This is a genomic window from Brevundimonas sanguinis, from assembly GCF_029636725.1.
In the GTDB taxonomy this organism is placed as follows: Bacteria; Pseudomonadota; Alphaproteobacteria; order Caulobacterales; family Caulobacteraceae; genus Brevundimonas; species Brevundimonas sanguinis.
In genome coordinates this window covers 1,977,783-2,003,296 of sequence record NZ_CP116770.1, presented here as the reverse complement: position 1 = coordinate 2,003,296, position 25,514 = coordinate 1,977,783, and the positions used below count along the sequence as shown (strand labels likewise).

Sequence of the window (25,514 nt, the reverse complement as noted above, 5' to 3'; positions counted from 1 at the left end):
CTGTCAACGGCGCTCAATCCCCGGACTTGAGATCGCGCAGCACATCTTGCGTATCCTGTCCCAGCCTCGGCGGCGGGGCGTCGTATCGCACGGGCGTCTTCGACAGGCGGATGGGCGAGGCGACGGTGCGGACCGGATCGGCCAGATCGGGCCGCGTCTGTTCGACCGTCAGGCCGCGATGGATGGCCTGAGGCTCGGCGAACACCTGGTCGATGGTGTTGACGGGGCCGCAGGGCACGCCCGCCGCCTCCAGCGCCTGCATCAGCCCCTGCATGGTGAAGCCCGCCGTCTTCGCCGCGATCAGCGGACCCAGCGCCTCGCGCTCGGCGACCCGCAGGGCGTTGGTGGCGAAGCGGTCCTCAGCCTCCAGCCCCAGGGCGGCGCACAGGGCGCGGAACTGGCCGTCATTGCCCACGGCGATGATCACCATCCCGTCGGAACAGGCGAAGGGCTGATAGGGGGCCAGATTGGGGTGGGCGTTGCCCATCCGCGTCGGCGCCTTGCCGGACACGAACCAGTTGGTCGCCTGATTGGCCAGCATGGCCGCCTGAACGTCGAACAGGGCGATGTCGACGTGCTGGCCCTCGCCCGTCGCCCGGGCGTGCCACAGGGCGGCCAGTATGGCGTTGGAGGCGTAAAGGCCGGTGAACAGATCAACGACCGCCACCCCGACCTTCATCGGCTCGGCGCCCGGCGCGCCGTCGGGCTGGCCGGTGATGGACATCAGCCCGCCCATGGCCTGGATCATGTAGTCATAGCCCGCCCGGTGCGCGTCCGGCCCGTCCTGGCCGAAGCCGGTGATCGAGCAGTAGACCAGCCTCGGATTGATCGCCGCCAGCGCGGCGTAGTCGAGGCCGTACTTCTTCAGCCCGCCGGTCTTGAAGTTCTCGACCACCACGTCGCAGGTGGCGGCCAGACGGCGCACGGCCTCGGCGCCTTCAGGGCTGGCGATGTCCAGCTCGACCGACTTCTTGCCCCGGTTGGCGCACAGGAAATAGGCGGCGTCGCCGGGCGCGCCGTCGGCCGTGGTGGTGAAGGGCGGGCCCCAATGGCGGGTGTCGTCGCCGGCGCCCGGCCGCTCTATCTTGATGACCTCGGCCCCCAGATCCGCCAGCGTCTGCGTCGCCCAAGGCCCCGCTAGCACCCGCGACAGGTCCAGAACTCGCACGCCGTGAAGCGGACCGCGGGCGGTCTTCGAAATCGCGGGTCTGGAGGTCATGACAGTCTCCTGATCAGAAGGCGGCTTCGCCGGTGATGGCGCGGCCCAGGATCAGGGCGTGGACGTCGTGGGCGCCTTCATAGGTGTTGACGGTTTCCAGGTTCATGGCGTGGCGCATGACGTGCAGCTCGCCCGTGATCCCGGCGCCGCCGTGCATGTCGCGGGCCTCGCGGGCGACGGCCAGGGCCTTGCCGCAGTTGTTGCGCTTCATCAGGCTGATGGCCTCGGGAACCCAGGCGCCCGTGTCCAGCAGGCGGCCGAGCGCATAGGCGCCCTCGAAGCCGAGGAAGATCTCGGTCTGCATGTCGGCCAGCTTCTTCTGCACCAGCTGGCGCGCCGACAGCGGGCGGCCGAACAGGGTGCGCTCGGCCACATAGTCACGGCTGGCGTGGAAGCAGAACTCGGCCGCGCCCATCGCCCCCCAGGCGATGCCGAAACGCGCCTTGTTCAGGCAGGAGAACGGCCCGCGCAGGCCCTGCACGCCTGGCAGGATGTTGGCTTCCGGCACGAAGACGTCGTTCAGGCCGATGTCGCCGGTGATCGAGGCGCGCAAGGACAGCTTGTCGCCGATCTTGCCTGTGGTGAAGCCCTCGAAATCCCGCTCGACGATGAAGCCCCTGATGGTCCCGTCCAGCTTGGCCCAGACGATGGCCAGGTCGCTGATCGGGCTGTTGGTGATCCAGTATTTGCCGCCGTTCAGGCGATAGCCGCCGTCGACCGCCACCGCCGTGGTCTTCATCGAGGCCGGGTCGGACCCGCCGTCGGCCTCGGTCAGGCCGAAGCAGCCGACCAGTTCGCCCGCCGCCATCTTGGGCAGGAATTTGGCCTTCTGCTCTTCGGAGCCGAAGGCGAAGATCGGGTACATGGCCAGCGACGACTGCACGCTCATGGCCGAGCGATAGCCGCTGTCGATCGCCTCGACCTCGCGCGCGATCAGGCCATAGGCGACGTGCGACGCTTCGGAACCGCCGTACTGTTCCGGCAGCATGGCGCCCAGAAAGCCCATCTCGCCCATCTCGGTCATGATGGCGCGGTCGAAGACCTCGTCGCGGAAGGCGGCGACCACCCGCGGCAGCAGGGCCTCGCGCGCATAGGACCGGGCGGCGTCCTGGACCATCCGCTCTTCGCCGGTCAGACGCCCCGTCAGGTCGAAGGGGTCGTCCCAGCGGAAGGTTTGGGCGGAAGAAGCGGCGGGGTTCGACATGATGAGCGTTCCTGACGGACTGGAAGGTGCGGGAAGGCGCTTGCCAAGGCTGCGCGTTTAGATGATATAAAACTATATCATTTGATCCAGCAATGCCCTTGTGCGGCGCATCATCGGGAGAAGGCATGGGCCGGGGCTCCACCCTCGTTGAAAAGATCATCGCCCGGGCGGCCGGCGTGGACCGGGTTGCGCCCGGCCAACTGGTGACGGCTCAGGTCGATCTGGCCTTTGCGCACGACAGTTCGGGGCCGCGTCGCTGGGCGCCGATGCTGCGCGAACTGGGCGTGGGGCTGTGGGATCCGCAGAAGGTCGCCATCGTCTCTGACCATTATGTCCCGGCGGTTGACGCTGAATCCGCCCGTATCCTGAAGCTGGCGCGAGAGTTTGCGGCCGAACATCAGGTCGGCGCCTTCTTCGACATGGTGGGCATCTGCCATCTGGTCCTGCCCGAGCATGGCCTGATCCGGCCGGGCGCCTTCGTGGCGGGGGGCGACAGTCACTCGCCGACGGCGGGGGCTTTCGGCGCCTATGCGGCAGGCTATGGCGCGACCGACATGGCCGCCATCGTCGCCACCGGCGAAACCTGGCTGGCCGTGCCCGAGACGATCCGCGTCGAGTGGTCGGGCCGGTTCGGTGCGGGCGTTGCGGCCAAGGACATCATGCTGTTCCTGTGCCGCGAACTGGGCATGGACAACGCCTTCAAGGCCATTGAATACGGCGGCGACACGGTCGAGGGCCTGTCGATGGCCGAGCGGATGGTCCTGTGCAACATGGCCGCCGAACTGGGCTGCGAAGCCGGGGTCGTGGCGCCGGACCGGACCACCTTCGACTATCTGCGCGCGGCCGGGCGTCCGGTGGAGGACGAGGCGGCGGCTCTGGCGCTGGCGTCGGACCGCGATGCCGCCTACGCCGCCGTCCACCGCTTCAATGCGGCGACGCTGCAGCCGCAGATCGCCGCGCCGCATGATCCGTCACGCACTCAGGACGTGACCGAACACGCCGGGATCAAGGTGGATCAGTGCTATATCGGCGCCTGCGTCGGGGCCAAGATCGAAGACCTGCGCATGGCCGCCGCCGTGTTGAAGGGTCGCAAGGTGTCGCCGGACACTCGCCTGCTGATCGCTCCGGCGTCTCAGAAAACCACGACGACAGCGACGCAGGACGGCACCTTGCAGACGCTGATGGAGGCGGGGGCGGTCCTGCTGCCGTCCGGTTGCGGCGCCTGTGCTGGCTATGGCGCCGGGGTGCTGGCGGACGGCGAGGTCTGCATCTCTTCGACCAACCGCAACTTCAAGGGGCGCATGGGGTCCAAGGAGGCGCAGGTCTATCTCGGCTCGCCCTATTCCGTGGCCGCTGCCGCGATTGAAGGCCGCATCGCCGATCCGCGTCAGTTCCTGGGAGAGGCGGCATGAGCGGTCGGGCCTTCGTCTTCGGCGACAATATCGACACCGACGTCATGGCGCCGGGGACGCTGATGAAGCTGCCGCCCGAAGAACTGGCGCAGCATTGTCTGGCCGCTGTCGATCCTGACTTCGCCCGCACGGTGGCCAAGGGCGACTTCGTCGTTGGCGGCCGCAGCTTCGGCATCGGCTCGTCGCGCGAGCAAGCGGCGGTGTCTTTGAGCCTGCTGGGCGTACGCGCCGTGATCGCGCGCTCTTTCGCCCGCATCTTCTGGCGCAATGCGATCAATCTGGGGGTGCCGTGCATCACCCTTGAACAAGCGGGCGAGATTTCCGCAGGCGACCGGCTGAAGGTCGATCTGGCGGCTGGGCGTCTGACGAATCTGACGACGGGGCAGGGTTATGATTTCACGCCCCTGCCGCCGCACCTTATGGCCATGATGGATGACGGGGGGCTGATGCCGCACCTGAAGAAGAAGCTGGCGGGCGCCGCATGAGCGAGCGTCTTAACCTGCGTCGCCGGCTCAAGCAGTCCCCCGCCCTTCTGGCGCCGGGATGTTATGACGCCCTGTCCGGCCTGCTGATCCAGCAGGCGGGATTCGAGGCGGCCTATCTGTCGGGCGCCTCGGTCGCCTATACTCAGCTGGGGCGGCCCGATATCGGCCTGGTCAGTCTGGATCACGTCGTTGACGTGGCGGCGCGCGTCACCGAGCGGATCGACATTCCTCTGATCGTCGACGCGGATACCGGCTTCGGCAACGCCCTGAACATGGGCCGGACGGTGCGGCTGTTCGAGCGGGCGGGCGCCCGCGCCATCCAGATCGAGGACCAGACCTTCCCCAAGCGGTGCGGCCATCTGCGCGGCAAGGGCGTGATTTCGGCGCAGGAGATGGCGGGCAAGGTCCGCGCCGCCGTCGACGCCCGCCACGACGACGACACCCTGATCATCGCCCGCACTGACGCTATCGCGGTCGAAGGCTTTGAAGCGGCGATGGATCGCGCCGAACTGTTCCTTGAGGCCGGGGCCGACGTCCTGTTCGTCGAGGCGCCGCGCGATCTGGAGCAGATGCGGGCGGTGGCCGAACGCTTCGCCGCCCGCGTTCCCCTGCTGGCCAATATGGTCGAGGGCGGGGACACGCCGCTGAGTTCGGCGGACAGCCTGTGCGAGTTGGGCTATCGCCTTGTCATTGCGCCGGGCGCGATGGTGCGGGCCGTCATTCCGGCTGTCGAAGCCTTCCTGTCGGTGCTGAAGCGCGACGGCGGCACGGCGGCGCACCGGGCGCACATGACCGACCTGATGGGGGTCAACGCCCGCATCGGTCTGGATGAGATGATGGCTCTGGGACAGCGATACGAAGCGCAGGAAGAGGAGAAGGCATGACCGTCGCGGACCCCAACCTCTACGACTACTGGCCCTATCGAGACCGGCCGAAGATCGTCTGGCCCGGCGGCAAGAAACTGGCCTTCTGGGTCGCTCCGAACATCGAGTTCTATGAGTTCGATCCCGCCAGGAACCCCGGCCGCGCCGGTTGGCCCAAGCCTGCGCCGGATGTCGTCGCCTATTCCCAGCGGGACTGGGGCAACCGCGTCGGCCACTGGCGGCTGATGGAACTGCTGGACAAATACGGCCTGCGCGGCTCGGTGTCGCTGAACGTCGCCCTGTGCGACCACCATCCTGAGATCATCGAGGCCTGCGTCGAGCGGAACTGGGAGTTCTTTTCGCACGGCGTCTACAACACCCGCTATTCATACGGCATGGACGAGGCGCAGGAACGCGCCATCATCGAAGACGCCATCCGCACGGTCGAAAAGGCCAGCGGCCAGCGTATTCGCGGCTATCTGGCTCCGGCTCTGACGCACACCGAACGGACGCTGGACCTGATCGCCGAGAACGACTTCTGGTACACCTGCGACCTGTTCCAGGATGACCAGCCGCAGCCGGTGAAGACGGCGTCAGGCAAGCTGATTTCGCTGCCCTATTCGCTAGAGGTGAACGACGTCATCACCTACGGCGCCCTGGGGATGAGCCCGGCGCGCTACACCGACATCCTGAAGCGGCATTTCGACCAACTGCTGGAAGAGGGCGAGCAGAGCGGCACGGTCATGTGCATTCCCCTGCACGCCTATCTGGTCAGCCAGCCCCATCGCATCGGCCCGTTCGAAGAGGCGCTGAAACACGTGATGGGCCACGCCGACGACGTGTGGTTCGCCACCGGCGCCGAGATCGCGGGCTACTATCGCGACCACTGCTGGGACCAGACGCAGGCCGATATCGCGGCAAGAGGCTGCGCGACCGGAGGAAAGGGGTTCGGCCATGGCGCTGCCTGAGGACTATCTGACCTATCCGCACCGTTCCTACGGCATGGATCAGACGCTGTATCCGTGGCGTCCGGCGACCGAGCGGCCGAAGATGGCCTGGCCGGACGGCAAGGTTGCCGCCGCCATGATCGTGGTCCCGCTGGAGTTCCATCGCCTGAACCCGCAAGGCAAGCCGTTCAAGCATCCCGGCGCCATGCAGACCACCTATCCGGATCTGCGCCATTTCACCACGCGCGACTACGGCAATCGGGTCGGGGTGTTCCGCATTCTGGACGCGCTGAAAGCGAGAGGGTTGAAGGCGGTGTTTCCGATCAATGCGGTCCTGCTGGAACGCGCACGACCGCTGGTCGAGGCCATCCTCGCCGACGGGCATGAGATCGCCGCCTATGGCTGGGAGGCGGACTGCATCCACTGGAGCGGGCTTGAACCAGGCGTCGAGACTGAATGGATCGGCCGTACGCGCGACGCCTTCGACAGGGCGGGGCTGAAGCCGCGCGCCTGGATGAGCCCGGCGCGGCAGCAGTCGTTCCAGACGCTGGACCTGATCGCCGAGGCGGGCTTCGACATCTGCCTGGACTGGGAGCAGGACACGGTTCCCGTGCCGATGCAGACCGACAAGGGCGTGGTCTGGGCGGCGCCTTTGTCGAATGAACTGGATGACCGCACCCTGCTGACCGTGCGCCTTCAGACCGAGGACGAATGGGCCGATCAGGTGCTGGAGGCGATCCGCCTGCACAGGGCCGAGGCCGACCGCTTCGGCGGCCAGGTCGTCGGCTTCACCCTGACCCCTTACGTCAGCGGCCTGCCGTTCCGGATGAAGTCTGTCCGCCGCGTGCTGGACGGTCTGGCCCAGGACGACGCCGTATGGACCGCCGGCGTCTCAGAGATTGTCGAGGCGGCGCGCGGCTGAGGCCGCCGCCGTCCCGGCTCCAGGCTCGGCCGTCGCCCCCAACCTTCGGCCGGGAAGCGTAAAAGCGTAAAAAGAAGGGCGGCGGATTTCGGTCCGCCGCCCTTCGATTTTTCAGGCTGCCGTCAGCTCAGCGCGAGGCCAGCCAGTCCAGCACTTCCTGCGCCGACACCACGTCGGCATACTTCAACTGAAGGTCGGTCAGATTGGCGTAGTGGTAGCTCTCGTGCTTGTCCGCCACGCACTCTTCGGCGACGATGGTGCGGAAGCCATAGGACAGGCTGTCCACCGCCGTGGCGCGCACGCAGCCCGAGGTCGAGCCCCCCGTCACCAGCACCGTGTCCACCTTGTGCCACCGCAGGTAGGAGTTCAGCGGCGTCTCGAAGAAGGCCGAGGGCATCCGCTTGGTGTAGATCAGGTCGGCGGCCTCATCGATCTGACAGCGCGGATCGAGGGCGTGGCGTTCGGACCCGTATTTGATGTTCTGCAGGCTGTCGGGCGTATCGGTGCGCGTGCCCCAGACGCCTGCGTCCCCGGCGTCGGCCTTATAGGCGACATGGCTCCAGATCACCGGCATCCCCTTGGCGCGCGCGGCGGCCGAGATGCGGTTGGTGAAGCCGATCTGGTCAGGGTGGGTCACATAGGCCGTCTTCGGAAACAGATCGGGGCGGGTGTAGGACTGCTGGAAGTCGACGTTCACGACGGCCAGTTTCTCGCCGAAGCCGAAACGGGTGCGGGCGGGGTTGGCCTTGACCGCCTCGAACAGTTCGCGCGCCGTCTTGTTCTCGCAGATCATGGTCGGTTCGAAGACAAGGTCGCTCACGGTCGGTCTGTCCTTAATGGTATAAAGATATGCCAACTATAGACCGTCCTGCGGCAGGCGCCAGCCGGTCCTGAGGCGGCGCAGCGGAAATCAGGCGCCGTCCTGCCAGTTTCCTTTTTCGCGGCGGCTGAGCAGGTGATAGCGGAAGCGGTCGGCGTGATAATGGGCGTGAATATACTGAACCGGTTCGCCGTCGGCCCGGCGCATGATCCGCTCGATCCGGAGCAGGGGCGACCCGATCGCCACCTGGAGCGCCGAAGCAGCAGCGGTGTCGGCTCCGACTGACGAGATCCACAGTTCAGCCTCATGCGGCGTCGCCCCGGCTCGCTCCAGCAGGTCCAGCATGGACTGTTCAGCGAAGGCGGCGTCGTCACATCCGCTGGCGACGAACTCCGGCAACCACGACACCAGATAGGAAAACGGCGTCTCGCCCAGCCGACGCAGGCGGGTGATGCGCCGCACCGATGCGCCGGGGCTGACCGCCAGCGCGTGCGCGACGTCGCTATCGGCGGCGACGGACCGGCTTTCCAGCAACTCGACCTGGGTTTCGTGTCCCATGGTCTTGAGCGAATCCATCAGGGTCGAAAAGGACCCCGTTACAACCGGCAGTTCGACCTGCGGCGCCACCACCGTGCCGCGGCCCCGATGGCGCGTGACCAGGCCCGCATCGGCCAGTTCATTCATGGCGCGCTTGATCGTAATGCGCGACGCGCCCAGCAATTCTGCGATCTGATGCTCGCCGGGCAACAGGGAGCCAGGCGGAAACACGCCGCGCCGGATGCGCTCGGCCAGCAGCAACCTAACCTGATGATAGAGGGGGATCGGCAGCCGGTCGTCCAGAAGCTCGGGACGCAGATCCAGGGCGTCGTCTGTCGGCGGGGATGATGTCATACCGTCTTGTGTGGCTTGCGGCGGCGACGGAGACAAGCCGGAGTGGCCAAGCCGCTAAGGTCTGATAATAAGCACAAGTTCGCTAATTGACGACGCAGGCCCTGACGCCGGCGTGTGGAGGATGAGCTTGGCCAGACAGGGCGCCGGGGCAGGGACCGATATCGGTCGACGCAGCCTCAAGGCGGACGGCGGTTCCAGCAGCCTGCCGATCTATCACCAGCTGACCACCATTCTGCGTCAGCAGATCAAGGACAGCGCCTTTGCGCCGGAGCAGCCGCTGCCGTCCGAAATGCAGCTGGCGGCGGCCTATGACGTGTCGCGCGTGACGGTGCGGCGCGCGCTGGATCTGCTGGAACGCGAAGGCTGGATTCGACGCAAGCATGGCGTCGGCACCTTCGTCGCCCCCCGTGCTGATGAGGCGCAGCGAGAGGAAAGCCGGGTGTCGGGCCTGGTCGAGAACCTCATCACCCTGGGGCTTGAGACGACGGCGCGGCTTTTGGCCTATGAACCCGAGGCGCCGACGCCGGCCGCCGTGCTTCAGGCGCTGGGCCTGCCCGCCGACGAGCGGGCGCTGCGGATCGAGCGCCTGCGTTTCTTCAAGGACAAGCCCCTGTCGGTGACGACGGTGTGGCTGCCTCGTTCCGTCGCCTCCCTGACGCCCCGCAGCGTCATCGATGACCGACCGATCATGCGCATTCTGGAAAGCGGCGGGATACGCGCCCAGCGCGCCGAACAGACCATCAGCGCCATTCTCGCTGACGACGCGGCGGCCAATAAGCTGAATGTGGCCATCGGGGCGCCGCTGCTGCGCCTGCGCCGCACCGTGTTTGACGGCGACGGCCGCCCGTTCGAGCATCAGGTCGGCCTCTATAATCCCGATCAGTATGAGTACCACATGCTGCTGACGCGCGATAACAGCTCGGCCCGTCCGCAGTGGCGCCACATCGGCTGACGCGAAGCGCGGCGGGACAGGCCCGCCGCGACCCAGTCGGGATCAGACGCCGAACTTGCGCAGCGGCACGTCGGCCAGAGGAATGGTCGTCGTCTTCTCTTCGGTGAAGAAGGCCATGGAGGCGGCGGCGCCGTCGCGGCCCAGGCCTGAATCCTTCACCCCGCCGAACGGCGCGCGCAGTTCACGCACCATCGGGGTGTTGACCCACATCAGACCGGTGCGAACGGCCTGACTGACCCTCAGGGCCTTGTCCACGTTCTGCGTCCAGCAATAGCCGACCAGGCCGAACTGGCTTTCATTGGCCATGCGGACGGCGTCCTCCATGTCGCTGAACTTCACGAAGGCGGCGAAGGGGCCGAAGATTTCCTCCTGACAGACGCGGTCGCTGTTGCTGGGCGCCAGGACGGCGGTCGGCTCGATGAAATAGCCCGGCCGGTCCAGCGCCTTGCCGCCGGTCAACAGGGTCGCGCCCTGACTTTTGGCGATGTCGACATAGGACAGGATGTGCTGACGATGGCGGGCCGAGGCGATGGGGCCGATCTCGGTGGCGTCGTCCAGTGGGTCGCCGACGCGGATCTTTCGCGCCCGCTCGACGAAGCGATCGACGAACTCGTCGAAGATGGAATCCTGGACCAGGATGCGCGACCCGGCCAGGCACTGTTGCCCGTTGTTCGAGAAGATGGAGATCAAGGCGCCGTCCAGGGCCCGCTCCTGATCGGCGTCGGCGAAGATGATGTTGGCCGACTTGCCGCCCAGTTCCATCGCGGCCGGCTTCAGCCGCCGTCCGGCCGCCTGCATGATGTGGCGGCCCGTCTCCGTCCCGCCGGTGAAGGAGATCAGATCGACCTCGGGGTGATCCACCAGGGCGGCGCCCGTCACCGCCCCGCGCCCGTTCACCAGGTTCACCACGCCCGGCGGGGTGATGGTGTTGATGATCTCGACCATGCGGGCCAGCGACAGCGGTGTCTGCTCCGACGGCTTCAGCACGCAGGTGTTGCCGAAGGCGATGGCCGAGGCGACCTTCATCGACGCCAGCGCCAGCGGCGAATTCCACGGTGCGATCAGGGCGGCCACGCCGACGGGGTGGCGCGTGACGAAGGTCAGGTGATCCTTGATCTGCTGCCAGACCTGGCCGGGCTGCTGGCTGATCGCCTCGGCGAAGAAGCGGAAATTATAGCCTGCGCGCACGACCTGGCGGCTGAGAACGTCGCGCAGGACGATGCCGGCGTTCAGCGTTTCCAGCGTCGCCAGTTCCACGGCGTGAGCGTCGATGGCGTCGGCGATTCGATAGAGGATGGCCTGTCGGGCCTCTACCGACATTTCGCGCCATGCAGGATCGTTGAAGGCCCGGCGGGCCGACCGGACCGCACGATCGACTTCCTCGGCGTCGGCTTCCTGCAGTTCGGAGATGACCTCGCCGTTGCCCGGATAATAGGCGGGCAGGCGATGGCCGCCGTGCTCTGCGACATAGGCGCCGTCAATCAGGCTGGTGACCGTTTTGGGAGCCCAGTCGAATGGGGAGGCGGGGAGGGACATGAGCGGTCATCCTGATACTGTGGCGACTTGTGTTGTGTTTAAGCTAATACGTGATCGATGCGGATCGCAAGGCGAGACGGTGCGGTGAGGGGAAAGCTGCATCATTGGCCCGCTCCGGCGTCGAAGTTTCCTTAAACCGACCAGGCGGCAGAGAAGTCTGCGACTCTTCCCTTGCCGGAATGCCGAACAAATGTATTAAGTCAGATACAAGTAGGCATGAGGTCGCCAATATGCAGCAATGGGACGCCCAAGTGGTCATCGTCGGCGCCGGCCCGGTCGGGTTGAGCGCGGCCTTGAGGCTGGAAGCTTTCGGGATTTCAGCCATCGTGCTTGAGGCCGAAACGGAGTTGCCGGAAGACCTGCGGGCGTCGACGTTTCATCCCCCGACGCTGGACATGCTGGCGCAGTACGGATTGGCCGAGCCGCTGATCGCTCAGGGGCTGAAGTGCGAGCAGTGGCAGATCCGGCATCATGAAACCGGCGAACGCGCCGTATTCGACCTGTCCTATCTTGAGGGCGAGACCCAGCATCCCTTCCGGCTGCAGTGCGAGCAGTTTCGTCTGTGCCGCATCCTGGCCGACCATCTGTCGGATGCGCGCCATGTCGAAATCCGCATGGGCGCAACGGTGTGCGCGGTGGATCAGGACGCAGACGGCGTCAACGTCACCTATGAGCAGGGCGGTCAGGCGCGGACGCTGCGCTGTCGCTATCTGATCGGGGCGGACGGCGCCCGCAGCGCGGTGCGGACCCTGCTGGGGTGGGAGCTTGACGGCAAGACCTATCCTGAAACGACCATCCTCGCGATCACGGACTTCCCTTTCGAAGACCATCTGGAGGGGCTGTCGAACGTCAACTACTGCTGGACGGACGGCGGCACCTTCTCCCTGCTCAAGCTGAAGGATTTCTGGCGCTGCAGCCTCTATCCGCGCGGCGAAGAGTCCATCGAGGACGCGCTGGACCCGGCCAGCATCGAGCGCAAGCTTCAGGCCATCGTCGCCAGGGACGAGCCCTATAAGGTGCTGGAGATCCGTCCCTATCGCGTGCACATGCGGATCGCGCCTGATTACCGCAGCGGACGGGTCGTTCTGGCGGGCGACGCCGCCCACATCAACAGCCCGTCCGGCGGGATGGGCATGAACGGCGGCGTTCATGACGCCTTCAACCTGACCGAGAAGCTGAAAGCCGTGCTGGAAGGCGCCGACGAGGGGCTGCTGGATCTCTACACGCGCCAGCGCCGCCCTATCGCCGAGCAGGAGATCCTGGCCCAGGCCGATCGCAACCGTGGCCGGATGCAGGAGCGCGACCCGGAACGCCGCAAGGTCATGATGGCCGAGATGCAGGCCATGCTGGCCGATCCTGTGCGGCACAAGGACTATGTGATGCGGTCGTCCATGATCGACGGCCTGCGCAAGGCGGCGACGCTGACCTGAGGCGAACTCCTCCGCGCGTCGCTGCTTGAGGGAGCATCGGTGAAAGCGGAGCGGGGCGAGGGGCGATGGGCCGGGATGCGAAGGCGTCCCGGCCCGTTTTCGTATCAGGCGCCCAACTGTCCCTTGAGGGCGTCGACCTCTTCCTGAAGCACGTAGAACACGCGGTCGGTCAGAGCGGCGTGGCGCGCGCGGCGCGCGGCCTGTTCCTGCTCGGTCAGGACATGATGATCGACCGCGTCCGGCGACAAAACACCCTGGGCGGCCAGCAGGTTCTCCAGCGTCGCCACCCGGTCGCTCAACCCGGCCACCTCGGTCACCAGGGCGGTGATGATGGCGGTCAGCCGGTCGTTGGCGGTGTCCTCGAAGAAGGTCGGGCGGGGCGGCTTGGGCGTAGACATCAGGAAACTCCTCGAAACGAAATCAGAATAGGGCGTCAGGCGCTCTTCAGCCGGGCCTGAACGGCGGGGAAACGGCTCCATAACCGTTCGCGCCAGGGGGCGTCGGGCGCCAGCCAGTCCGTGATCAGCGCCCGATCCTCCAGCCCCAGTTGACGCGCGATGGACCAGGCCGTGGCCAGGTTGGAGGACAGGATCGGAATGTCCGTTTCCTCGCTGGCGACGGCCAGGGCGGCCAGGCTTGGCGCGCCCGTTCCCATGACGATCACGGCGTCGGCGACGCCCGCCTTCAGGCCCTGGCGCAGCCCTGTCAGCAGGGTGGCGGCCGTCTGGCCGTAAATCGGGTGGGCCGCGCCATGCGCGAGGGGCGACTGGATGACAGCGGCCACATCATATCCCGCCTCGCGCCAGTGATCCTGAGCGGCCTCGGTCAAGGCTGAAGGGTAAGGGCTGACCAGGGTGATGCGCTGCGCCCTCAGCGATTGCAGGCCATCCTTCAGCGCATCGGCGGCGCAAACGACAGGACAGGGGCCGTGGTGACGCTCCAGCGCTTCCGGCCGACGCCGCGAAGGGCCCAGCAGATAGGTCGAGCCGGTGCAGGCGAACGCAACGGCGTCCAGCGGCGCGTCGCCGAAAGGGGCCAGCCATTCCTCAAGCCGCGTCTCATAGGCCCTGAGCCTGGCGCTCATCTCGGAAGCGGGCGCATACATGCGCGCGGTCAGCAGGTTCACGTCCGGCGGCATCAGCAGCGACAGCTCGGGCTCGGCGGTCGGGTTTTCGGCCGGGGTCAGCAGGGCGACCACGCCGCGCGCGCCCAGATCGGGCCGGTCGCGCTCCACACCGGATGCAGCGTGAAGAGGGGGTGGCGAGATTGAAGGCATGGTCCGATCCGACGAAGAGACTTCCGCATAAGAGGTATTTGAGATAATACATCATGAAAGACTGAACGCCAGTCGAACATGGAGGAGAGCGCATGATCATCGACCGTACGGCCACCCATGAACTTCTGGCCCGGCCGCTTCATGACGAGGCGGCGCGCACCCAGTACATCGTGCAGTTGAAGAACCGGCTGCGTCGCTATGAGGACGCCAACAAGGTCGCCCTGGACGCGCGCGCCGGTCCGGCCTTCAAGGCCGCGTCGGGCAAGGCGCCGGAAACCGTCGAGGACATCACGGCGGCCATGATCCGTGATCCCTTCTATCAGATCTGGAGCGCCTTCAGCCGCAGCGCTCAGGACGTCATGTGGAACTCGGTGGGCGAGACCATTCATCGCGAACTGCCGCGCATGAAGCAGGTCGCCGCCGGTCTGGCTCAGGCGCCGGCGGGCGGCAGCTGCGAAACCAGCCCCGACTTTGCGGCCCCGGCCGACGCCTATGCGGGCCACATCCACGGCCAGCCCGGCGGCTATATGTTGGGCGAGGGTTCGGCCGACGACTTCACGGCCGGGGCCTTCTATGAAAGCGGCGGCAACGCCTATTCGCTGGGCGTCGGCATCGGCACGCGCGACTCCAAGTCTGCGGCTGTCATCGAATTCCTGGCTGAGCGCTATCCCGGCTTCAAGCCGCGTCGCATTCTGGATCTGGCCTGTTCTTCGGGCGGCGCCACGGTCGGCTATGCGGCCGCCTTTCCCGAGGCCGAGGTCTATGGCGTCGACGTGGCGCCGGGCCTGCTGCGCTACGCCCATATCCGGGCCGAGGCGATGGGGCTGAAGGCGCACTTCCGTCAGATGGATGCGGGCGCCATGCCGTTCGAGGACGAAAGCTTTGATCTGGTCGTGTCGCACAACATGATGCACGAGGTCTCGCGCGCTTCGCTCGGCCGCATTTTCAGCGAGGCGCGCCGTGTGCTGCGTCCCGGCGGCGTGGTCGTGCACCAGGACGTGCCGATGAAGGGCGCCGATTTCAGCGCCTTCGAGAAGTTCATCTTCGCCTGGCAGACCAAGAACAACGACGAACCCTTCTGGGACGAGTTCCTGGCGACACAGGCGCCGGACGTCATGCTCGAAGCGGGTTTCGCGGCTGACGAAGTGCTGGAGACGACGGTGCGGATGCGCGACGGCCCGCGCGCCTGGTATATCGTGCTGGGCGAGAAGCCTGACGCTGAGGGGCGTCGCGGCACGGCTCTCACCGGCTGATCGACCCGGCGATCAAATGATGGAAAGGGCCCCGGACGCATCGCCGTCCGGGGCCTTTTTGCTTTCTGGAGCAGAGGCTGGCCGAGGCCAGGGCCTCAAAGAAAAACGCTGTATCCACGTTAAGTGTTGGCCCCGCCATCATTCGTCATCCTCGCCCTTGTGGCGAGGATCTAGACGCGCCGCCGAAGCCGTTTTGAGCGGTTCCGCCCGACCAGTCTCCCGTCGAGGTTCTGGATCCTCGCCACAAGGGCGAGGATGACGCGAGAATCGGAGGCCTTCAGTTCGCCAACGTCCAACGTGAACTCAGCCAAGAAAAAAGGGCCCGCAGCGTGAACTGCGGGCCCAACCAGCTTCCGGGAGGCAGGTCAGAAGTTGGCTTCGTAGGTCAGGCCGATCTGACGACCGCGCGGCAGGGAGCCCACAAAGCCGCGCTGGTTGGTGGTGAAGTCCGAGTAGCGGACGATGCCGACAGGATCGATGTTGTCGAAGATGTTGCGGCCGAACAGGATCACCCGGTGCGGGCCGCGTTCCCATCCCAGTTGCACGTTGGCGGTATCGCGGCCGTCCACCCAGGCCAGGTTGGCGACCTGATCATACTTCTTGGAGCGGAAGGAATAGGTGCCGTCGACGAAGAAGCGGTTCTCGCCGACGTACCAGGCGTAGTTGCTGCCCAGGGAGTACTGGATCTTGGGCGCGTTGGGGATCGCCTTGCCGCTGACGTCGCCGTCGCCCCCGGTCAGGGTGGCGAAGTCCGGGTCGAACGCATTGGTGTATTCGGAATCCGCATAGGCGAAGGTGCCGCGCACGGACCAGTCAGAAGTGATTTTGGCCTGGGCCTCGACCTCGACGCCCTTGACCTCGACCTCGCCGACATTGCGGATGAAGGAGACGGTCTCAGTCGAGGACAGATTGGCCACCTGGGTCATCTGCTGGTTCGACCAGTCGATATAGTAGCCGGCGACGTTCAGGCGGACGCGGCGATCGAACAGATCGCTCTTGAAGCCCAGTTCATAGTTCCAGGCGGTCTCTTCGCCGTAGGAGCGATCCGCGGGGCTCAGGCGCACGTCGGTGTTGAAGCCGCCCGGCTTGTTGCCGCGCGCCACCAGGCCATAAAACATCAGGTCGTCAGTGGCCTTATACGACATGGTGAAGCGCGGGTTGGTCGAGCGATAGGTCGCTTCGTAATCGAAGTTGGAATCGCCGCCGGTCAGGTGCAGCTTTTCTTCGGCGACCCGCACTTCGGCCGTGCCCGACAGCTTGTCGGTGAAGTCGAAGCCGACCAGGCCGAAGGCGGCCAGGTTTTCCGTCTCGATCGTGCCGTTGTCCTGCAGGGCGCGTGAGACATAGCGATAACGCCCGTCCCAGCGGTCGCTGTTGAAATAATAGGCCCCGGCCATCCAGTGCAGGCGTTCGCCGCGCGGCGAGGCGATGCGGAACTCCTGGCTGAAGCCCTTGATGTTCACCCGGTCGTCGACATGCAGCGAACCGCCCAGCAGACGCTGGGGCAGGTAATCAAGGTCGGCCTTTCGATGCTCTTCGGAATCGTTATAGGCGCTGATCGAGGTCAGGGTGTAGCCGCCGTGATCGTATTCGGCGGTCAGGCTCAGACGGCCGGTCTTGCGTTCCACGCCGCCGCCGCCGATTTCATCCAGATTCAGGCCGATCATGTCCGGCGTGACGTTGATGGCGCCGCAATAATACTGGGTGCGCGTGTTCAGATAGCAGTTGTTGGCGCTCGAGCGTTGGATCGCCATCGGCTCGTGGCCGTCGTTGTTATGGGCGTACGAGCCGCGCAGGATGAAGCTCAGTTCCGACGTCGGCGTGTACATCAGCGCCAGGGTGCCGCCGACGGTCTTTTCCTGACCGATGGTCTTGCCGTCGCTGGGCGTGCCGGGCGCGTTGTTCCGGTACTCGCCGCCATAGGTGTAGTAGTTGACGGACGCCTGGGCCGACAGCACGTCCTTCACCAGCGGCCCGCTGAGGCCCATCAGGAAGTTGTATTCGTCATGCTCGGCCGCGGTGGCGCGGATCAGGGCCTCGACGTCCTGCGACGGCTTGCGTGTCGTGTAGCTGATCGCGCCCGAGAAGGTCTGGCGGCCGTACAGAGCCGACTGCGGTCCCTTGATCACCTCGACCTGATCGACGAAGGCCATTTCGGTGGCGAACAAGCTGTCCGGGATATAGACGCCGTCGATGAAGGAGGCGGCGTTGGGCGCGCCGAAGACGTTGGCCTGGCCGCGAATGACCGGGCGCTCGAAGCGGCGGCCCTGGTCTTTCTCGATGTTCAGACCCGGCGCGATCGAGGACAGATCCGTAACGTCTCGAATGCCGCGACGCTGCATTTCCTCGGCATTCAGGGCGGTAATGGCCAGCGGCACCTCTTGCAGACGCTCGCTGGTCTTGCGCGCGGTGACTATGATGTCATCGACCTGGGCGGTTTCTTGGGCTGCGGCGACGCTGGCCAGGACGCTAAAGCCGGCCGCGAGGGCAGTCATGGCTAAGGCGTGGGTACAATGTTTCACGGTGGCTCCCCTGTCATGCCCTCTTGGCCGAGCATGTATCTTTATGAATACGTGCGATGTCGACATAACCTGAGCTTTCTGTCAATCAGTCCGCGTGAAAACCTGACAAACGCACGCGGCGAGCCGTGCCGTTCGGTCGTCCCAGGGCTGCCCTAGAACTTAGAGGTATTCAAATGCACTCGTCATGGCTGGGCCGTGCGCGCAAGGCGCTGTCGTGCGGGCCCGCCCCCGGAGAGCGCACGGTGGTCCGCTCGACGCCCAGAGCATGACCCTCCCGACTTTCGCCTAACTCCCAGGCAGACTGCAGGTGACCGGTCGCCTCGCGCCAACCGGCGGGCCTGACCGCCTCTCTCTCCAGGAGGTCCTTTAGAGGTTCAGCGTGTGACGCCAGCGCGGCTGATCCAGAGGTCGGGATGGGGCGTATTGTGCGCGGGTGCGGTTTGGAGTTCCGACTGTCGTGAAGCGCTTACCTCATCAGGCAGAGCCGGCGGATTCCGGGATGATCGTCTACTACGACGGCGGGTGCCCGCTCTGCTCTCGGGAAATCAGGGTGATGCGGCGGCTGGACCGTCACAGGCGTCTGTCCTTCCTCGACGTGACGCGGCGCGATGTGGGGGATATGGACCGCGACGCGCTGCTCCGTCAGTTTCATGTGCGCGGGACCGACGGTCAGACCGTTAGCGGAGCCGCAGCCTTCGCCGCCGTCTGGCGCGAGCTTCCGGCCTTGAACTGGCTTGGCCGACTGGCGACAATCCGACCTGTCGCCGCAGTTCTGGAGTTCGCCTACCGAGGCTTCCTGCGCCTTCGTCCTGGCCTGCAGAGGGTCGTTCGCCGCCTGGAACGCGAAGGCAAGGGGGTATGATGCAGACCCCGCGCTCAGCGATGATCCTGGGCTGGTCCGGCGTTCTGCCCTTTGCCGGCCTTGTGGGGGCTCTGGCGTTTGGGCTGGGCGATTCTGACCAGGTCGCGGGCGCCCTTCGGCTTTACGGGGCGGTCATTCTGTCCTTCATGGGCGGCGTCCACTGGGGCGTCGCGACGTTGAGGAATGAGGACAAGGCGCCGCCTTATGCCGTCAGCGTCCTGCCCGCGCTGTGGGCCTTTGCCATGGGGTTCGCCCCGACGACGATCGGTCTGGTCGGGCTCGCCGCCGGTTTCTGCCTCCTGCTGGCCTATGATCTGAGATGCGTCCGGCGTGGCGACCTTCCGCAATGGTATGGTCGGATCCGTGTATGGCTCACCTTGGCAGTCTGCGTTTGCCTGATCGCGGCGTCCGCCGTGCTCCTGACCGCTAGACTTTGACGCCGAGATCGCGGGTCTGCCCCAGGATCCGAGCTGATCCGAGCGCCGCGCTGACCTTCACCGGCCTAAGCCTTCGTCCGCGCCGCTGATCGGCGCAGCGCCGAGAGCCAGCCGCGCGGCTTCCGCCTCCGCCAGCAAGGCGGCGCGTTTCGCCTCTCCAAAGCCGTCCAGCGTGCGATAGGGCATGGCCAGGCGGGCGTTGCGGCGAAGGCGCGGGCGATTGCGCTCCAGGAAGCCCCAGTAGAGACGGTTGAACGGACAGGCGCCATCGCCGCTCTTGCCCTTCACGTCGTAGCGACAGCCGCCGCAATAGTCGCTCATGCGCTGGATATAGGCGCCGGACGCCGCGTAGGGCTTGGAGCCGACGATCCCCCCGTCCGCGAAGGTGGCCATGCCCCGCGTGTTCGGCATCTCGACCCACTCATAGGCGTCGGCATAGACGGTCATGTACCAGTCATCGACGGCGTCGGGATGAACGCCCAGCATCATGGCCAGGTTGCCGGTGATCATCAGGCGCTGGATATGGTGGGCGTAGGCGCTGGCGCGGGTGGCGGACACCACGTCGGCGACGCAGGCCATGTCCGTCTCGCCGGACCAGAAGAACCAGGGCAGGGTGCGGTCCGCGTCCAGAAAGTTCATGCGCCCGTACTCGGGCGTCTTCAGCCAATAAACGCCGCGCACGAACTCTCGCCACCCCAGAATCTGGCGGATGAAGCCCTCGACCGCGTTCAGGGGCGCGGCGCCGGCCCGATAGACGGCTTCGGCTCGTCGGCAGACGTCCAGCGGGTCCAGCAGGCCCATGTTGATCGCCGTCGAGACCAGGCCGTGCCACATCCAGGGCTCGCCGTGGGCCATGGCGTCCTGCCAGTCGCCGAAGGCGGGCAGGATGCGCGCCAGAAAGGTCTCCAGCGCGGCCTCGGCCTCCTCGACCGTGGTCGGCCATCCGAAATCGTCCAGATCGCCGAAATGGTCGGGAAACAGGCGGGCGACGTCGGCGATCGCGCCCTTCGTCGTGGCCGAGGGGGCGGTGCGCAGCCGAGGGGGCGGGCGCAGTCCCCTGGTCAGCTTCTTGCGGTTCTCGGCGTCGAAGTTCCAGCGACCGCCTTCGGGATCGGCGCCGTCCATCAGCAGGCCCGTCTCGCGGCGCATCTCGCGATAGAAATACTCCATTCTCAGTTCGCGCTTGTCGGCGGCCCAGCGTCGAAAACGGGCATGGGAACAGATGAAGCGCCGGTCCTCGCGGATCTCGACCGGCAGGCCGGCGGTCGCGGCGAAGGCCGCGAAGGCTTCGGCCAGCCTGACTTCGCCGGGCTCGGTGATCACGACGCGGGCATAGGCGTCGTGCGTAAGGGCGCGATGCAGTTCGCCTATGATGGAATGCGTGTTGTCGGGGTCGTCGATGCGGACATAGCGAACCGTCACGCCTCGCGCCGTCAGCCGGTTCGCGTGCGCTCGCATGGCGGCGAAGGTCAGCGCGATCTTCTGCTTGTGATGACGCACATAGGTCGCCTCGTCCCGCACCTCCGCCATCAGCACGACGTCGCGCGTCGCCTCCAGATCAGTCAGGCCGGCAAGGCTGTCTGAAAGCTGATCGCCGAGCACCAGCCGCAGAACCCTCACGTCATCCACCCGCGTCATGACGGCATCGACGAAGGACGGACAGGCTTGCCCGCCTCTTCGAGGGGCGTCTTTCGGGAGGCGCAACGCGCGCTGCAGTAGATCACGTTCGGCCAGTCTCTTTGCCATTTCTTGCGCCACGCGAAGGGCCTGGCGCAGACGGGGCAGGTCTTGGAAGGCAGGTCCTTCTTCTGAACTCGCCGCATCCAAGTCACCTTCCGCCCTGCAAGAGGGGTCCCGCCTCAGTCGGGCTTTATTACGCTCCAGCCCTTGGTTGGATCAGGTCTAGCCGCCTCCATTCAGCGGACCGTCGGGGAAGGGGCGGCTTTGGGGCCTGTCGAGGGGCCCTTTCTCGTCACGAGGAGGAGGCCTCAGAGGACCGGCCCCGCGTCTTCCAGAGCGACCACAACACCCCGGCGGCCAAGATGAAGGCCGTGATGGCCAGCGACCATTCCGCAGGAAACTTCTCCCAGCCCAAGAGGTCGGCCACAAAAACCTTGCCGCCTATGAACACCAGCAGCACGGCCAGCGCCTGCTTGAGATAGGCGAAGCGGTGGATGATGGCGGCGAGCGCGAAATAGAGCGCCCGGAGCCCCAGGATGGCGAAGATGTTCGAGGTGTAGACGATGTAGGGGTCAGTGGTGATGGCGAAAATCGCCGGCACCGAGTCCACAGCGAAGATCACGTCCGCGATCTCGATCATCACCAGCGCCAGGAACAGCGGCGTGGCCCAGAGGGCCGAGCGTCCGGTCTTCGGGTGCGGCTCCCGCACGAAGAACCTCTGGCCGTGCAGTTGGTCGGTGATTCTGAGATGCCCGCGCATCCACTTCACCAGCGGATTGGCGCCCACGTCGGCATGTCCGTCGCCGGCGAAAAACATCTTGATGCCGGTGAAGATCAGGAAGGCGGCGAAGATGTAGAGCACCCAGCCGTACTGGCTGACCAGGGCCGCGCCTGCGCCGATCATGATGGCCCTGAGTACGATTACGCCCAGGATGCCCCAGAAAAGCACCCGGTGCTGCAGCGACCTCGGAATAGCGAAGTAGCCGAAGATCATGGCGATGACGAAGACGTTGTCCATCGCCAGCGACTTCTCGATCGCGAAGCCTGTCAGGTATTCCATGCCCGACTGGCTGCCCAGCTCCCGCCAGACCCAGCCGCCGAAAAGGAGCGCGACGGCGATGTACATGCTGGAGAGCAAGAGGCTCTCACGCACGCCGATCTCGTGCTGGTCGCGGTGAAGGACGCCCAGGTCCAGCAACAGCAGCGCCACGACCACGCCCATGAACGCCAGCCACATCCAGGCCGGCTTGCCCAGCCATTCGGTCAGGAAGAAAGTCATCAGGTCCATAAGGACACCCCTTGTTCAAGGAGCGACCCCGGCGCGCAATTTGGGGGATCGACCAGAAAGGGGTAGTCGCGCACCGAGATCACTCGATGCGGTCCGACATCACGTCTGCCATCAGACGTCAGAGGGGCCCGGTCCGCTGATCCATAATTTATCCGGTCCGCACTTTTCCGACAAGCCGAAACCGATGCGGGGCGGCGGCGCCCTCGAGCGAGAGCGGCCAGGCGCCGGTCTGGGCTGTTCCGCGCCCGGCGTCCTATCGGCCAAGCGAGGCGCCTGGGACCGCCTTTGCGCCGTCCCAGGCGGAAACCCCTCAGTAGGTGTAGGTCAGGTCGACGCCCCACATTCTGGGTTCGGTGATGTTCACGAACGGGGTGCCCAAGGTGGTGGCGGTGATGTTGTTCACGCCGGTCACATACTGGTTGTCGAACAGGTTATTGACGTAGAAACCGACCTGATAGCGCTCGTCCGCATTGCGCCAGTACAGACGAACGTCCGTTCGGTTCTGCGCCTCGGAGGGATCGAACCAGGGGGTCTGAAGGCAAGAACCCTGACCCGTGGACGTCTTGTTGCAGCGACCTTCGCCGCGATAGGCGTGGATCAGCTGCATGTCGAGCGAGCCGGCGGCGCCGAGGTCGCGGCGATAGGAGGCGCCCGCCGCCGCTGACCATAGCGGTTCGCCCGTCGGCTGGCCGGCCAGATCGCCGTCGTCGGTCATTTTTCGCTTGTAGGTGGCGTCGATGTACTGGGCGTTGGCGAACAGGTTCAGGCCGTCCAGAGGCTGCACGTCCAGTTGCATGTCGAGGCCCCAGGCGGTGTCGTCGCTGGTCTCGACCAGATACTGCGGCACATTGGACCCCGCCGGCGTGACCAGCCGGATCGATTGCTTGCCGTCGTAGTCATACTGGAAGGCCGAGATATTGAAGCGGGCGTTGGGGCCCAGGCTGCTCTTCAGCCCTATCTCGAAATTCTGCACGTCTTCATTGTCGAAGCGCGAGGCGACCTCGACGCTGTTGAAGCCCCCGGCCTTGTAACCCTTGGCGTAGGAGAAGAAGACCATGGCGTTGTCGGTCAGGTGATAGTCCGCGACGAAGCGCGGGCTGAGGTCGGACCAGGAGTCGGACAGCTTGCAGGCTACGCCTTCCTGGACCGTGACGCCGTTGTCGCACTGAACCCCCGCCAGGCCGGACAGGTCGAAGACGAAGTCGGAATACAGATAGCCCAGCGCCGGCCCCATGTAGGCGTCCAGCACGAAGTTGACCGTGGGGTCGTTGAGCACGGCGTCTAGTCCGGGCGCGACGCGCGGGCCGTTCAGCCACTGGAACGTCTTCTTGTCGCGGGTATAGCGCAGGCCGAACGTCAAGTTCAGGCGGTCGTTGGCGGCCCAGATGACGTCGGCGAACCCGGCGGTCGCGTCGAAATCGCCCTCGTTGATCATGTCCTCCTGCCAGCTGTGACCGAGGGTGCTGGCGGGGATTCCAGCCATGCCCAGGATCATGTCGGCCAGCGAGAACAGCGGCTGTCCGGCCGCATTGGTCAGGATGGTGTTGATGCTGTCGGTGGTGGCGTAGGTGTCGCTGCGCTGTTCGGCGTGTTCGCTGTAATAGCTGGCACCGGCGATCCAGTTGAACGCGCCGTGTTCGCCGGCGAAACGGAATTCCTGGTACCAGGACCGGTTCTTTTCGCGGTTGTTGGTGTCGAAATACAGATCCGGCCGGTTGGTGCCGTCCTCGTCCTCGCGGTTCTCGGTGCTGAAGCGGCGGGCCGAGGTCAGGGAGGTGAAGTCGATGTCGCCGAAGGCGTGAGTGATCGTCAGCGTGCCCTCGTCCAGGCGACGCGTCTCGTGGTTGTCGATGACGTCATTGCGGATTCCGGCCTTGAACGGGTTCAGATAGTCCGCCGGATTCGACGGAAAGGCCGGCAAACCCGGTGCGGCGGGCAGGCGGGCGACGCCGATCGCCGGGCGGGCGTCCTGATCGATCTCGTCATGGGTCCAGCTGAGGATCATCTGCGTCTGGGGACCGATATCCCAGCGCAGGGCTGCACGCGCCGCCCAGTTGTCCTCGCGGTCATAGTACTGGCCGGTGGCCTCATCGATGAGCCAGCCGTCGCGGCGGTTCACCAGGGCGTTCACCCGCAGGGCCAGGGCGTCGTTGATCGGCAGATTGACCAGACCTTCGAAGCGACGCTTGTCATATTCGCCCAGCCGGACGCCGAGGCGGGCTTCGAATTCGTCGCTGGGCTTGTTGGTGGTGATGGACACGGCGCCGGCGGCGCTGTTGCGGCCGAACAGGGTGCCTTGCGGCCCTTTCAGCACCTCGATCCGGGCCACGTCGCTGAACGCCAGCAGGCCGGCGCCCGAGCGCGCCGCATAGACGCCGTCGACATAGACGCCCACCGCCGGGTCGGTGCCGACGCCGAAGTCCGACGTCGAGACCCCGCGAATGCTGTACTTGGCCTGGGTCGGACTGGTGTTCGACACCGAGAGGCCCGGCACGAAGGCGGAGATGTCGCCCATGTCGTCCGCCGCCAGCGATTCCAGGGTCTTGGCCGTGACGACGCTGACCGTGATCGGGACTTCCTGCAGGCTCTGTTCGCGCCGTTGCGCGGTGACGACGACATCATCGAGGGTCGTGGCCTCCTGCGCCGTCGCCAGACCCGGCGCGGCCAGGGCGGCCAGCGCCACGCTCCCCGCCAGCGTCGCCTTGCGACAGTGCTCCATCTTGATCATCGCAGCCCCTCCCAAAGCCCCGTTTCTCAAACTTCAAGAAACAGAATATTATTCCGTTTGACAAGAGGCTGTGGCTCGATGCGGCGTATGGAAAGGCGTCAAGTCATGTTAGACGGCCTGCAGACTGGAATGGAGGGCGGCAGTGACCTCGCGCGCGTCGCAAGAAATCATCACCACGCTGGAACGCCGCGCCGCGCCGATGCAGCAACGTGCGCGCGATAGAATCACCCGGGTGCTGGCGGCGACCGAGAAGCTCCTGGCCTCGACCTCCGTCGATACGATCACCACCAGCGCCATCGCGGCTGAAGCCAATGTGCCGGTCAGCTCGATCTATCGCTACTTCCCGAACGTCTTCGCCATCTACAAGGAGCTGTTCGAGACCCTGGTGGCGCAACTGCACGCCCGCATTGCGGAGATCATGGAGAACCCCGAGTTCACGTCATGGCGCGAGCGCCATCTGCAGGTGATGCGGACCCTGCGCAAGATGCTGGACGAGGACCCCGCCTATCGCCCCCTGTTCCATCTGATGCTGACGACGCGCGAACTGCGGATCGTCAAGGAACAGGCCAATGCCCAGATCGCGGCCTATCTGGCGGCGCGGTGGGAACAGGGGCTGGACGGCTTCCAGGGCGACGCGCCCCTGGCCGTCGCCCGCATGGCAACCGAGATCTTCACCTCGTTTGAAACCCTGACCAGCGGCGAGGCCCAGTCGGAATGGACCGACCGTCTGTTCGCGGAGGCGACCGTGGCGCTGGAGCGTTATCTGTCAGCCTATCTGCAGGACTGA

23 protein-coding genes are annotated in these 25,514 nt (G+C 65.8%); 11 read left to right on the top strand and 12 right to left on the bottom strand.

Annotated features, from left to right (window positions below; all coding sequences use genetic code 11):
- Positions 1-13: 13 nt before the first annotated feature.
- Positions 14-1,219, bottom strand: coding sequence for a CaiB/BaiF CoA transferase family protein (locus PIB44_RS09960; RefSeq protein ID WP_278069261.1), 1,206 nt, complete (start codon positions 1,217-1,219; stop codon positions 14-16).
- Positions 1,220-1,232: 13 nt separating this feature from the next.
- Positions 1,233-2,423, bottom strand: coding sequence for an acyl-CoA dehydrogenase family protein (locus tag PIB44_RS09955; RefSeq protein WP_278069260.1), 1,191 nt, complete (start codon positions 2,421-2,423; stop codon positions 1,233-1,235).
- 125 nt (positions 2,424-2,548) lie between these two features.
- On the opposite strand from PIB44_RS09955, the gene PIB44_RS09950 reads away from it, so the two are divergent.
- Genes PIB44_RS09950 through PIB44_RS09930 form a run of 5 tightly spaced genes read left to right on the top strand, consistent with a single transcriptional unit; the run spans position 2,549 to position 7,052 of the window.
- The gene (locus PIB44_RS09950; RefSeq protein WP_278069259.1) at positions 2,549-3,835 is read left to right on the top strand and encodes a 3-isopropylmalate dehydratase large subunit; all 1,287 of its coding nucleotides are present in this window, start codon (positions 2,549-2,551) and stop codon (positions 3,833-3,835) included.
- The gene (locus tag PIB44_RS09945; protein WP_278069258.1) at positions 3,832-4,320 is read left to right on the top strand and encodes a LeuD/DmdB family oxidoreductase small subunit; all 489 of its coding nucleotides are present in this window, start codon (positions 3,832-3,834) and stop codon (positions 4,318-4,320) included. Before PIB44_RS09950 ends, PIB44_RS09945 begins: the two co-directional genes overlap by 4 nt.
- Positions 4,317-5,204, top strand: a complete 888-nt coding sequence (locus PIB44_RS09940; RefSeq protein ID WP_278069257.1) for an isocitrate lyase/PEP mutase family protein — start codon at positions 4,317-4,319, stop codon at positions 5,202-5,204. The genes PIB44_RS09945 and PIB44_RS09940 overlap by 4 nt, the downstream gene beginning before the upstream one ends.
- Positions 5,201-6,151 carry a polysaccharide deacetylase family protein gene (locus PIB44_RS09935; RefSeq protein WP_278069256.1) on the top strand — a complete coding sequence of 317 codons (951 nt, stop codon included), beginning with the start codon at positions 5,201-5,203 and terminating at the stop codon, positions 6,149-6,151. The genes PIB44_RS09940 and PIB44_RS09935 overlap by 4 nt, the downstream gene beginning before the upstream one ends.
- The gene (locus PIB44_RS09930) at positions 6,138-7,052 is read left to right on the top strand and encodes a polysaccharide deacetylase family protein (RefSeq protein WP_278069255.1); all 915 of its coding nucleotides are present in this window, start codon (positions 6,138-6,140) and stop codon (positions 7,050-7,052) included. The genes PIB44_RS09935 and PIB44_RS09930 overlap by 14 nt, the downstream gene beginning before the upstream one ends.
- A gap of 127 nt (positions 7,053-7,179) precedes the next feature.
- Here PIB44_RS09930 and PIB44_RS09925 read toward each other — a convergent pair whose 3' ends face one another.
- Together PIB44_RS09925 and PIB44_RS09920 are read right to left on the bottom strand one after the other, a co-directional pair.
- On the bottom strand, positions 7,180-7,872 hold the full coding sequence (locus tag PIB44_RS09925) for an isochorismatase family protein (RefSeq protein ID WP_278069254.1): 693 nt from the start codon (positions 7,870-7,872) through the stop codon (positions 7,180-7,182).
- 90 nt (positions 7,873-7,962) lie between these two features.
- Positions 7,963-8,763, bottom strand: coding sequence for a GntR family transcriptional regulator (locus PIB44_RS09920; RefSeq protein ID WP_278069253.1), 801 nt, complete (start codon positions 8,761-8,763; stop codon positions 7,963-7,965).
- A gap of 127 nt (positions 8,764-8,890) precedes the next feature.
- Here PIB44_RS09920 and PIB44_RS09915 point away from each other — a divergent pair, with 127 nt between their 5' ends.
- Positions 8,891-9,715, top strand: a complete 825-nt coding sequence (locus PIB44_RS09915; protein WP_025977517.1) for a GntR family transcriptional regulator — start codon at positions 8,891-8,893, stop codon at positions 9,713-9,715.
- Between the two features lie 42 nt (positions 9,716-9,757).
- Here PIB44_RS09915 and PIB44_RS09910 read toward each other — a convergent pair whose 3' ends face one another.
- Entirely contained in the window at positions 9,758-11,251 is a 1,494-nt protein-coding gene (locus tag PIB44_RS09910) for an aldehyde dehydrogenase (RefSeq protein ID WP_278069252.1), read from the bottom strand.
- 230 nt (positions 11,252-11,481) lie between these two features.
- Between PIB44_RS09910 and PIB44_RS09905 the strand changes: the two genes are divergently transcribed.
- Positions 11,482-12,681, top strand: coding sequence for an FAD-dependent oxidoreductase (locus PIB44_RS09905; protein WP_278069251.1), 1,200 nt, complete (start codon positions 11,482-11,484; stop codon positions 12,679-12,681).
- 104 nt (positions 12,682-12,785) lie between these two features.
- On the opposite strand, the gene PIB44_RS09900 is transcribed toward PIB44_RS09905, so the two are convergent.
- A complete protein-coding gene (locus PIB44_RS09900) occupies positions 12,786-13,079 on the bottom strand; it encodes a hypothetical protein (protein WP_024354889.1) in 294 nt (97 codons plus the stop codon).
- 35 nt (positions 13,080-13,114) lie between these two features.
- Entirely contained in the window at positions 13,115-13,915 is an 801-nt protein-coding gene (locus tag PIB44_RS09895) for a maleate cis-trans isomerase family protein (RefSeq protein ID WP_278069250.1), read from the bottom strand.
- Positions 13,916-14,049: 134 nt separating this feature from the next.
- On the opposite strand from PIB44_RS09895, the gene PIB44_RS09890 reads away from it, so the two are divergent.
- On the top strand, positions 14,050-15,210 hold the full coding sequence (locus tag PIB44_RS09890; protein WP_278069249.1) for a class I SAM-dependent methyltransferase: 1,161 nt from the start codon (positions 14,050-14,052) through the stop codon (positions 15,208-15,210).
- Between the two features lie 365 nt (positions 15,211-15,575).
- Here PIB44_RS09890 and PIB44_RS09885 read toward each other — a convergent pair whose 3' ends face one another.
- The gene (locus PIB44_RS09885; protein WP_278069248.1) at positions 15,576-17,705 is read right to left on the bottom strand and encodes a TonB-dependent receptor; all 2,130 of its coding nucleotides are present in this window, start codon (positions 17,703-17,705) and stop codon (positions 15,576-15,578) included.
- Between the two features lie 526 nt (positions 17,706-18,231).
- Between PIB44_RS09885 and PIB44_RS09880 the strand changes: the two genes are divergently transcribed.
- Both PIB44_RS09880 and PIB44_RS09875 read left to right on the top strand, forming a co-directional pair.
- A complete protein-coding gene (locus PIB44_RS09880; protein ID WP_278069247.1) occupies positions 18,232-18,594 on the top strand; it encodes a thiol-disulfide oxidoreductase DCC family protein in 363 nt (120 codons plus the stop codon).
- The gene (locus PIB44_RS09875; protein WP_278069246.1) at positions 18,591-19,031 is read left to right on the top strand and encodes a DUF3429 domain-containing protein; all 441 of its coding nucleotides are present in this window, start codon (positions 18,591-18,593) and stop codon (positions 19,029-19,031) included. The genes PIB44_RS09880 and PIB44_RS09875 overlap by 4 nt, the downstream gene beginning before the upstream one ends.
- 57 nt (positions 19,032-19,088) lie before the next feature.
- Here the strand turns inward: PIB44_RS09875 and PIB44_RS09870 are convergent, their stop codons facing one another.
- The 4 genes from PIB44_RS09870 to PIB44_RS09855 all read right to left on the bottom strand — a co-directional run bounded on the left by PIB44_RS09870 (position 19,089) and on the right by PIB44_RS09855 (position 24,727).
- The gene (locus PIB44_RS09870) at positions 19,089-20,669 is read right to left on the bottom strand and encodes a cryptochrome/photolyase family protein (protein WP_278069245.1); all 1,581 of its coding nucleotides are present in this window, start codon (positions 20,667-20,669) and stop codon (positions 19,089-19,091) included.
- Entirely contained in the window at positions 20,666-20,854 is a 189-nt protein-coding gene (locus tag PIB44_RS09865) for a DUF2256 domain-containing protein (protein WP_253121230.1), read from the bottom strand. The genes PIB44_RS09870 and PIB44_RS09865 overlap by 4 nt, the downstream gene beginning before the upstream one ends.
- A 149-nt stretch (positions 20,855-21,003) precedes the next feature.
- The gene (locus tag PIB44_RS09860; protein WP_278069244.1) at positions 21,004-21,999 is read right to left on the bottom strand and encodes a TerC family protein; all 996 of its coding nucleotides are present in this window, start codon (positions 21,997-21,999) and stop codon (positions 21,004-21,006) included.
- Between the two features lie 310 nt (positions 22,000-22,309).
- The gene (locus PIB44_RS09855) at positions 22,310-24,727 is read right to left on the bottom strand and encodes a TonB-dependent receptor (protein ID WP_278069243.1); all 2,418 of its coding nucleotides are present in this window, start codon (positions 24,725-24,727) and stop codon (positions 22,310-22,312) included.
- A gap of 142 nt (positions 24,728-24,869) precedes the next feature.
- On the opposite strand from PIB44_RS09855, the gene PIB44_RS09850 reads away from it, so the two are divergent.
- Complete coding sequence (locus tag PIB44_RS09850) at positions 24,870-25,514, top strand: TetR/AcrR family transcriptional regulator (RefSeq protein ID WP_253121233.1); 645 nt, start codon at positions 24,870-24,872, stop codon at positions 25,512-25,514.

What these genes read in the sequence shown, in the direction of transcription:
- PIB44_RS09960 (WP_278069261.1), bottom strand. Translation starts at nt 1,219, where the DNA reads ATGACCTCCAGACCCGCGATTTCGAAGACCGCCCGCGGTCCGCTTCAC.
- PIB44_RS09890 (WP_278069249.1), top strand. Translation starts at nt 14,050, where the DNA reads ATGATCATCGACCGTACGGCCACCCATGAACTTCTGGCCCGGCCGCTT.
- PIB44_RS09875 (WP_278069246.1), top strand. Translation starts at nt 18,591, where the DNA reads ATGATGCAGACCCCGCGCTCAGCGATGATCCTGGGCTGGTCCGGCGTT.
- PIB44_RS09855 (WP_278069243.1), bottom strand. Translation starts at nt 24,727, where the DNA reads ATGATCAAGATGGAGCACTGTCGCAAGGCGACGCTGGCGGGGAGCGTG.
- PIB44_RS09945 (WP_278069258.1), top strand. Translation starts at nt 3,832, where the DNA reads ATGAGCGGTCGGGCCTTCGTCTTCGGCGACAATATCGACACCGACGTC.
- PIB44_RS09935 (WP_278069256.1), top strand. Translation starts at nt 5,201, where the DNA reads ATGACCGTCGCGGACCCCAACCTCTACGACTACTGGCCCTATCGAGAC.
- PIB44_RS09885 (WP_278069248.1), bottom strand. Translation starts at nt 17,705, where the DNA reads ATGACTGCCCTCGCGGCCGGCTTTAGCGTCCTGGCCAGCGTCGCCGCA.
- PIB44_RS09905 (WP_278069251.1), top strand. Translation starts at nt 11,482, where the DNA reads ATGCAGCAATGGGACGCCCAAGTGGTCATCGTCGGCGCCGGCCCGGTC.
- PIB44_RS09955 (WP_278069260.1), bottom strand. Translation starts at nt 2,423, where the DNA reads ATGTCGAACCCCGCCGCTTCTTCCGCCCAAACCTTCCGCTGGGACGAC.
- PIB44_RS09865 (WP_253121230.1), bottom strand. Translation starts at nt 20,854, where the DNA reads ATGCGGCGAGTTCAGAAGAAGGACCTGCCTTCCAAGACCTGCCCCGTC.
- PIB44_RS09900 (WP_024354889.1), bottom strand. Translation starts at nt 13,079, where the DNA reads ATGTCTACGCCCAAGCCGCCCCGCCCGACCTTCTTCGAGGACACCGCC.
- PIB44_RS09880 (WP_278069247.1), top strand. Translation starts at nt 18,232, where the DNA reads ATGATCGTCTACTACGACGGCGGGTGCCCGCTCTGCTCTCGGGAAATC.
- PIB44_RS09910 (WP_278069252.1), bottom strand. Translation starts at nt 11,251, where the DNA reads ATGTCCCTCCCCGCCTCCCCATTCGACTGGGCTCCCAAAACGGTCACC.
- PIB44_RS09870 (WP_278069245.1), bottom strand. Translation starts at nt 20,669, where the DNA reads ATGACGCGGGTGGATGACGTGAGGGTTCTGCGGCTGGTGCTCGGCGAT.
- PIB44_RS09940 (WP_278069257.1), top strand. Translation starts at nt 4,317, where the DNA reads ATGAGCGAGCGTCTTAACCTGCGTCGCCGGCTCAAGCAGTCCCCCGCC.
- PIB44_RS09930 (WP_278069255.1), top strand. Translation starts at nt 6,138, where the DNA reads ATGGCGCTGCCTGAGGACTATCTGACCTATCCGCACCGTTCCTACGGC.
- PIB44_RS09920 (WP_278069253.1), bottom strand. Translation starts at nt 8,763, where the DNA reads ATGACATCATCCCCGCCGACAGACGACGCCCTGGATCTGCGTCCCGAG.
- PIB44_RS09950 (WP_278069259.1), top strand. Translation starts at nt 2,549, where the DNA reads ATGGGCCGGGGCTCCACCCTCGTTGAAAAGATCATCGCCCGGGCGGCC.
- PIB44_RS09860 (WP_278069244.1), bottom strand. Translation starts at nt 21,999, where the DNA reads ATGGACCTGATGACTTTCTTCCTGACCGAATGGCTGGGCAAGCCGGCC.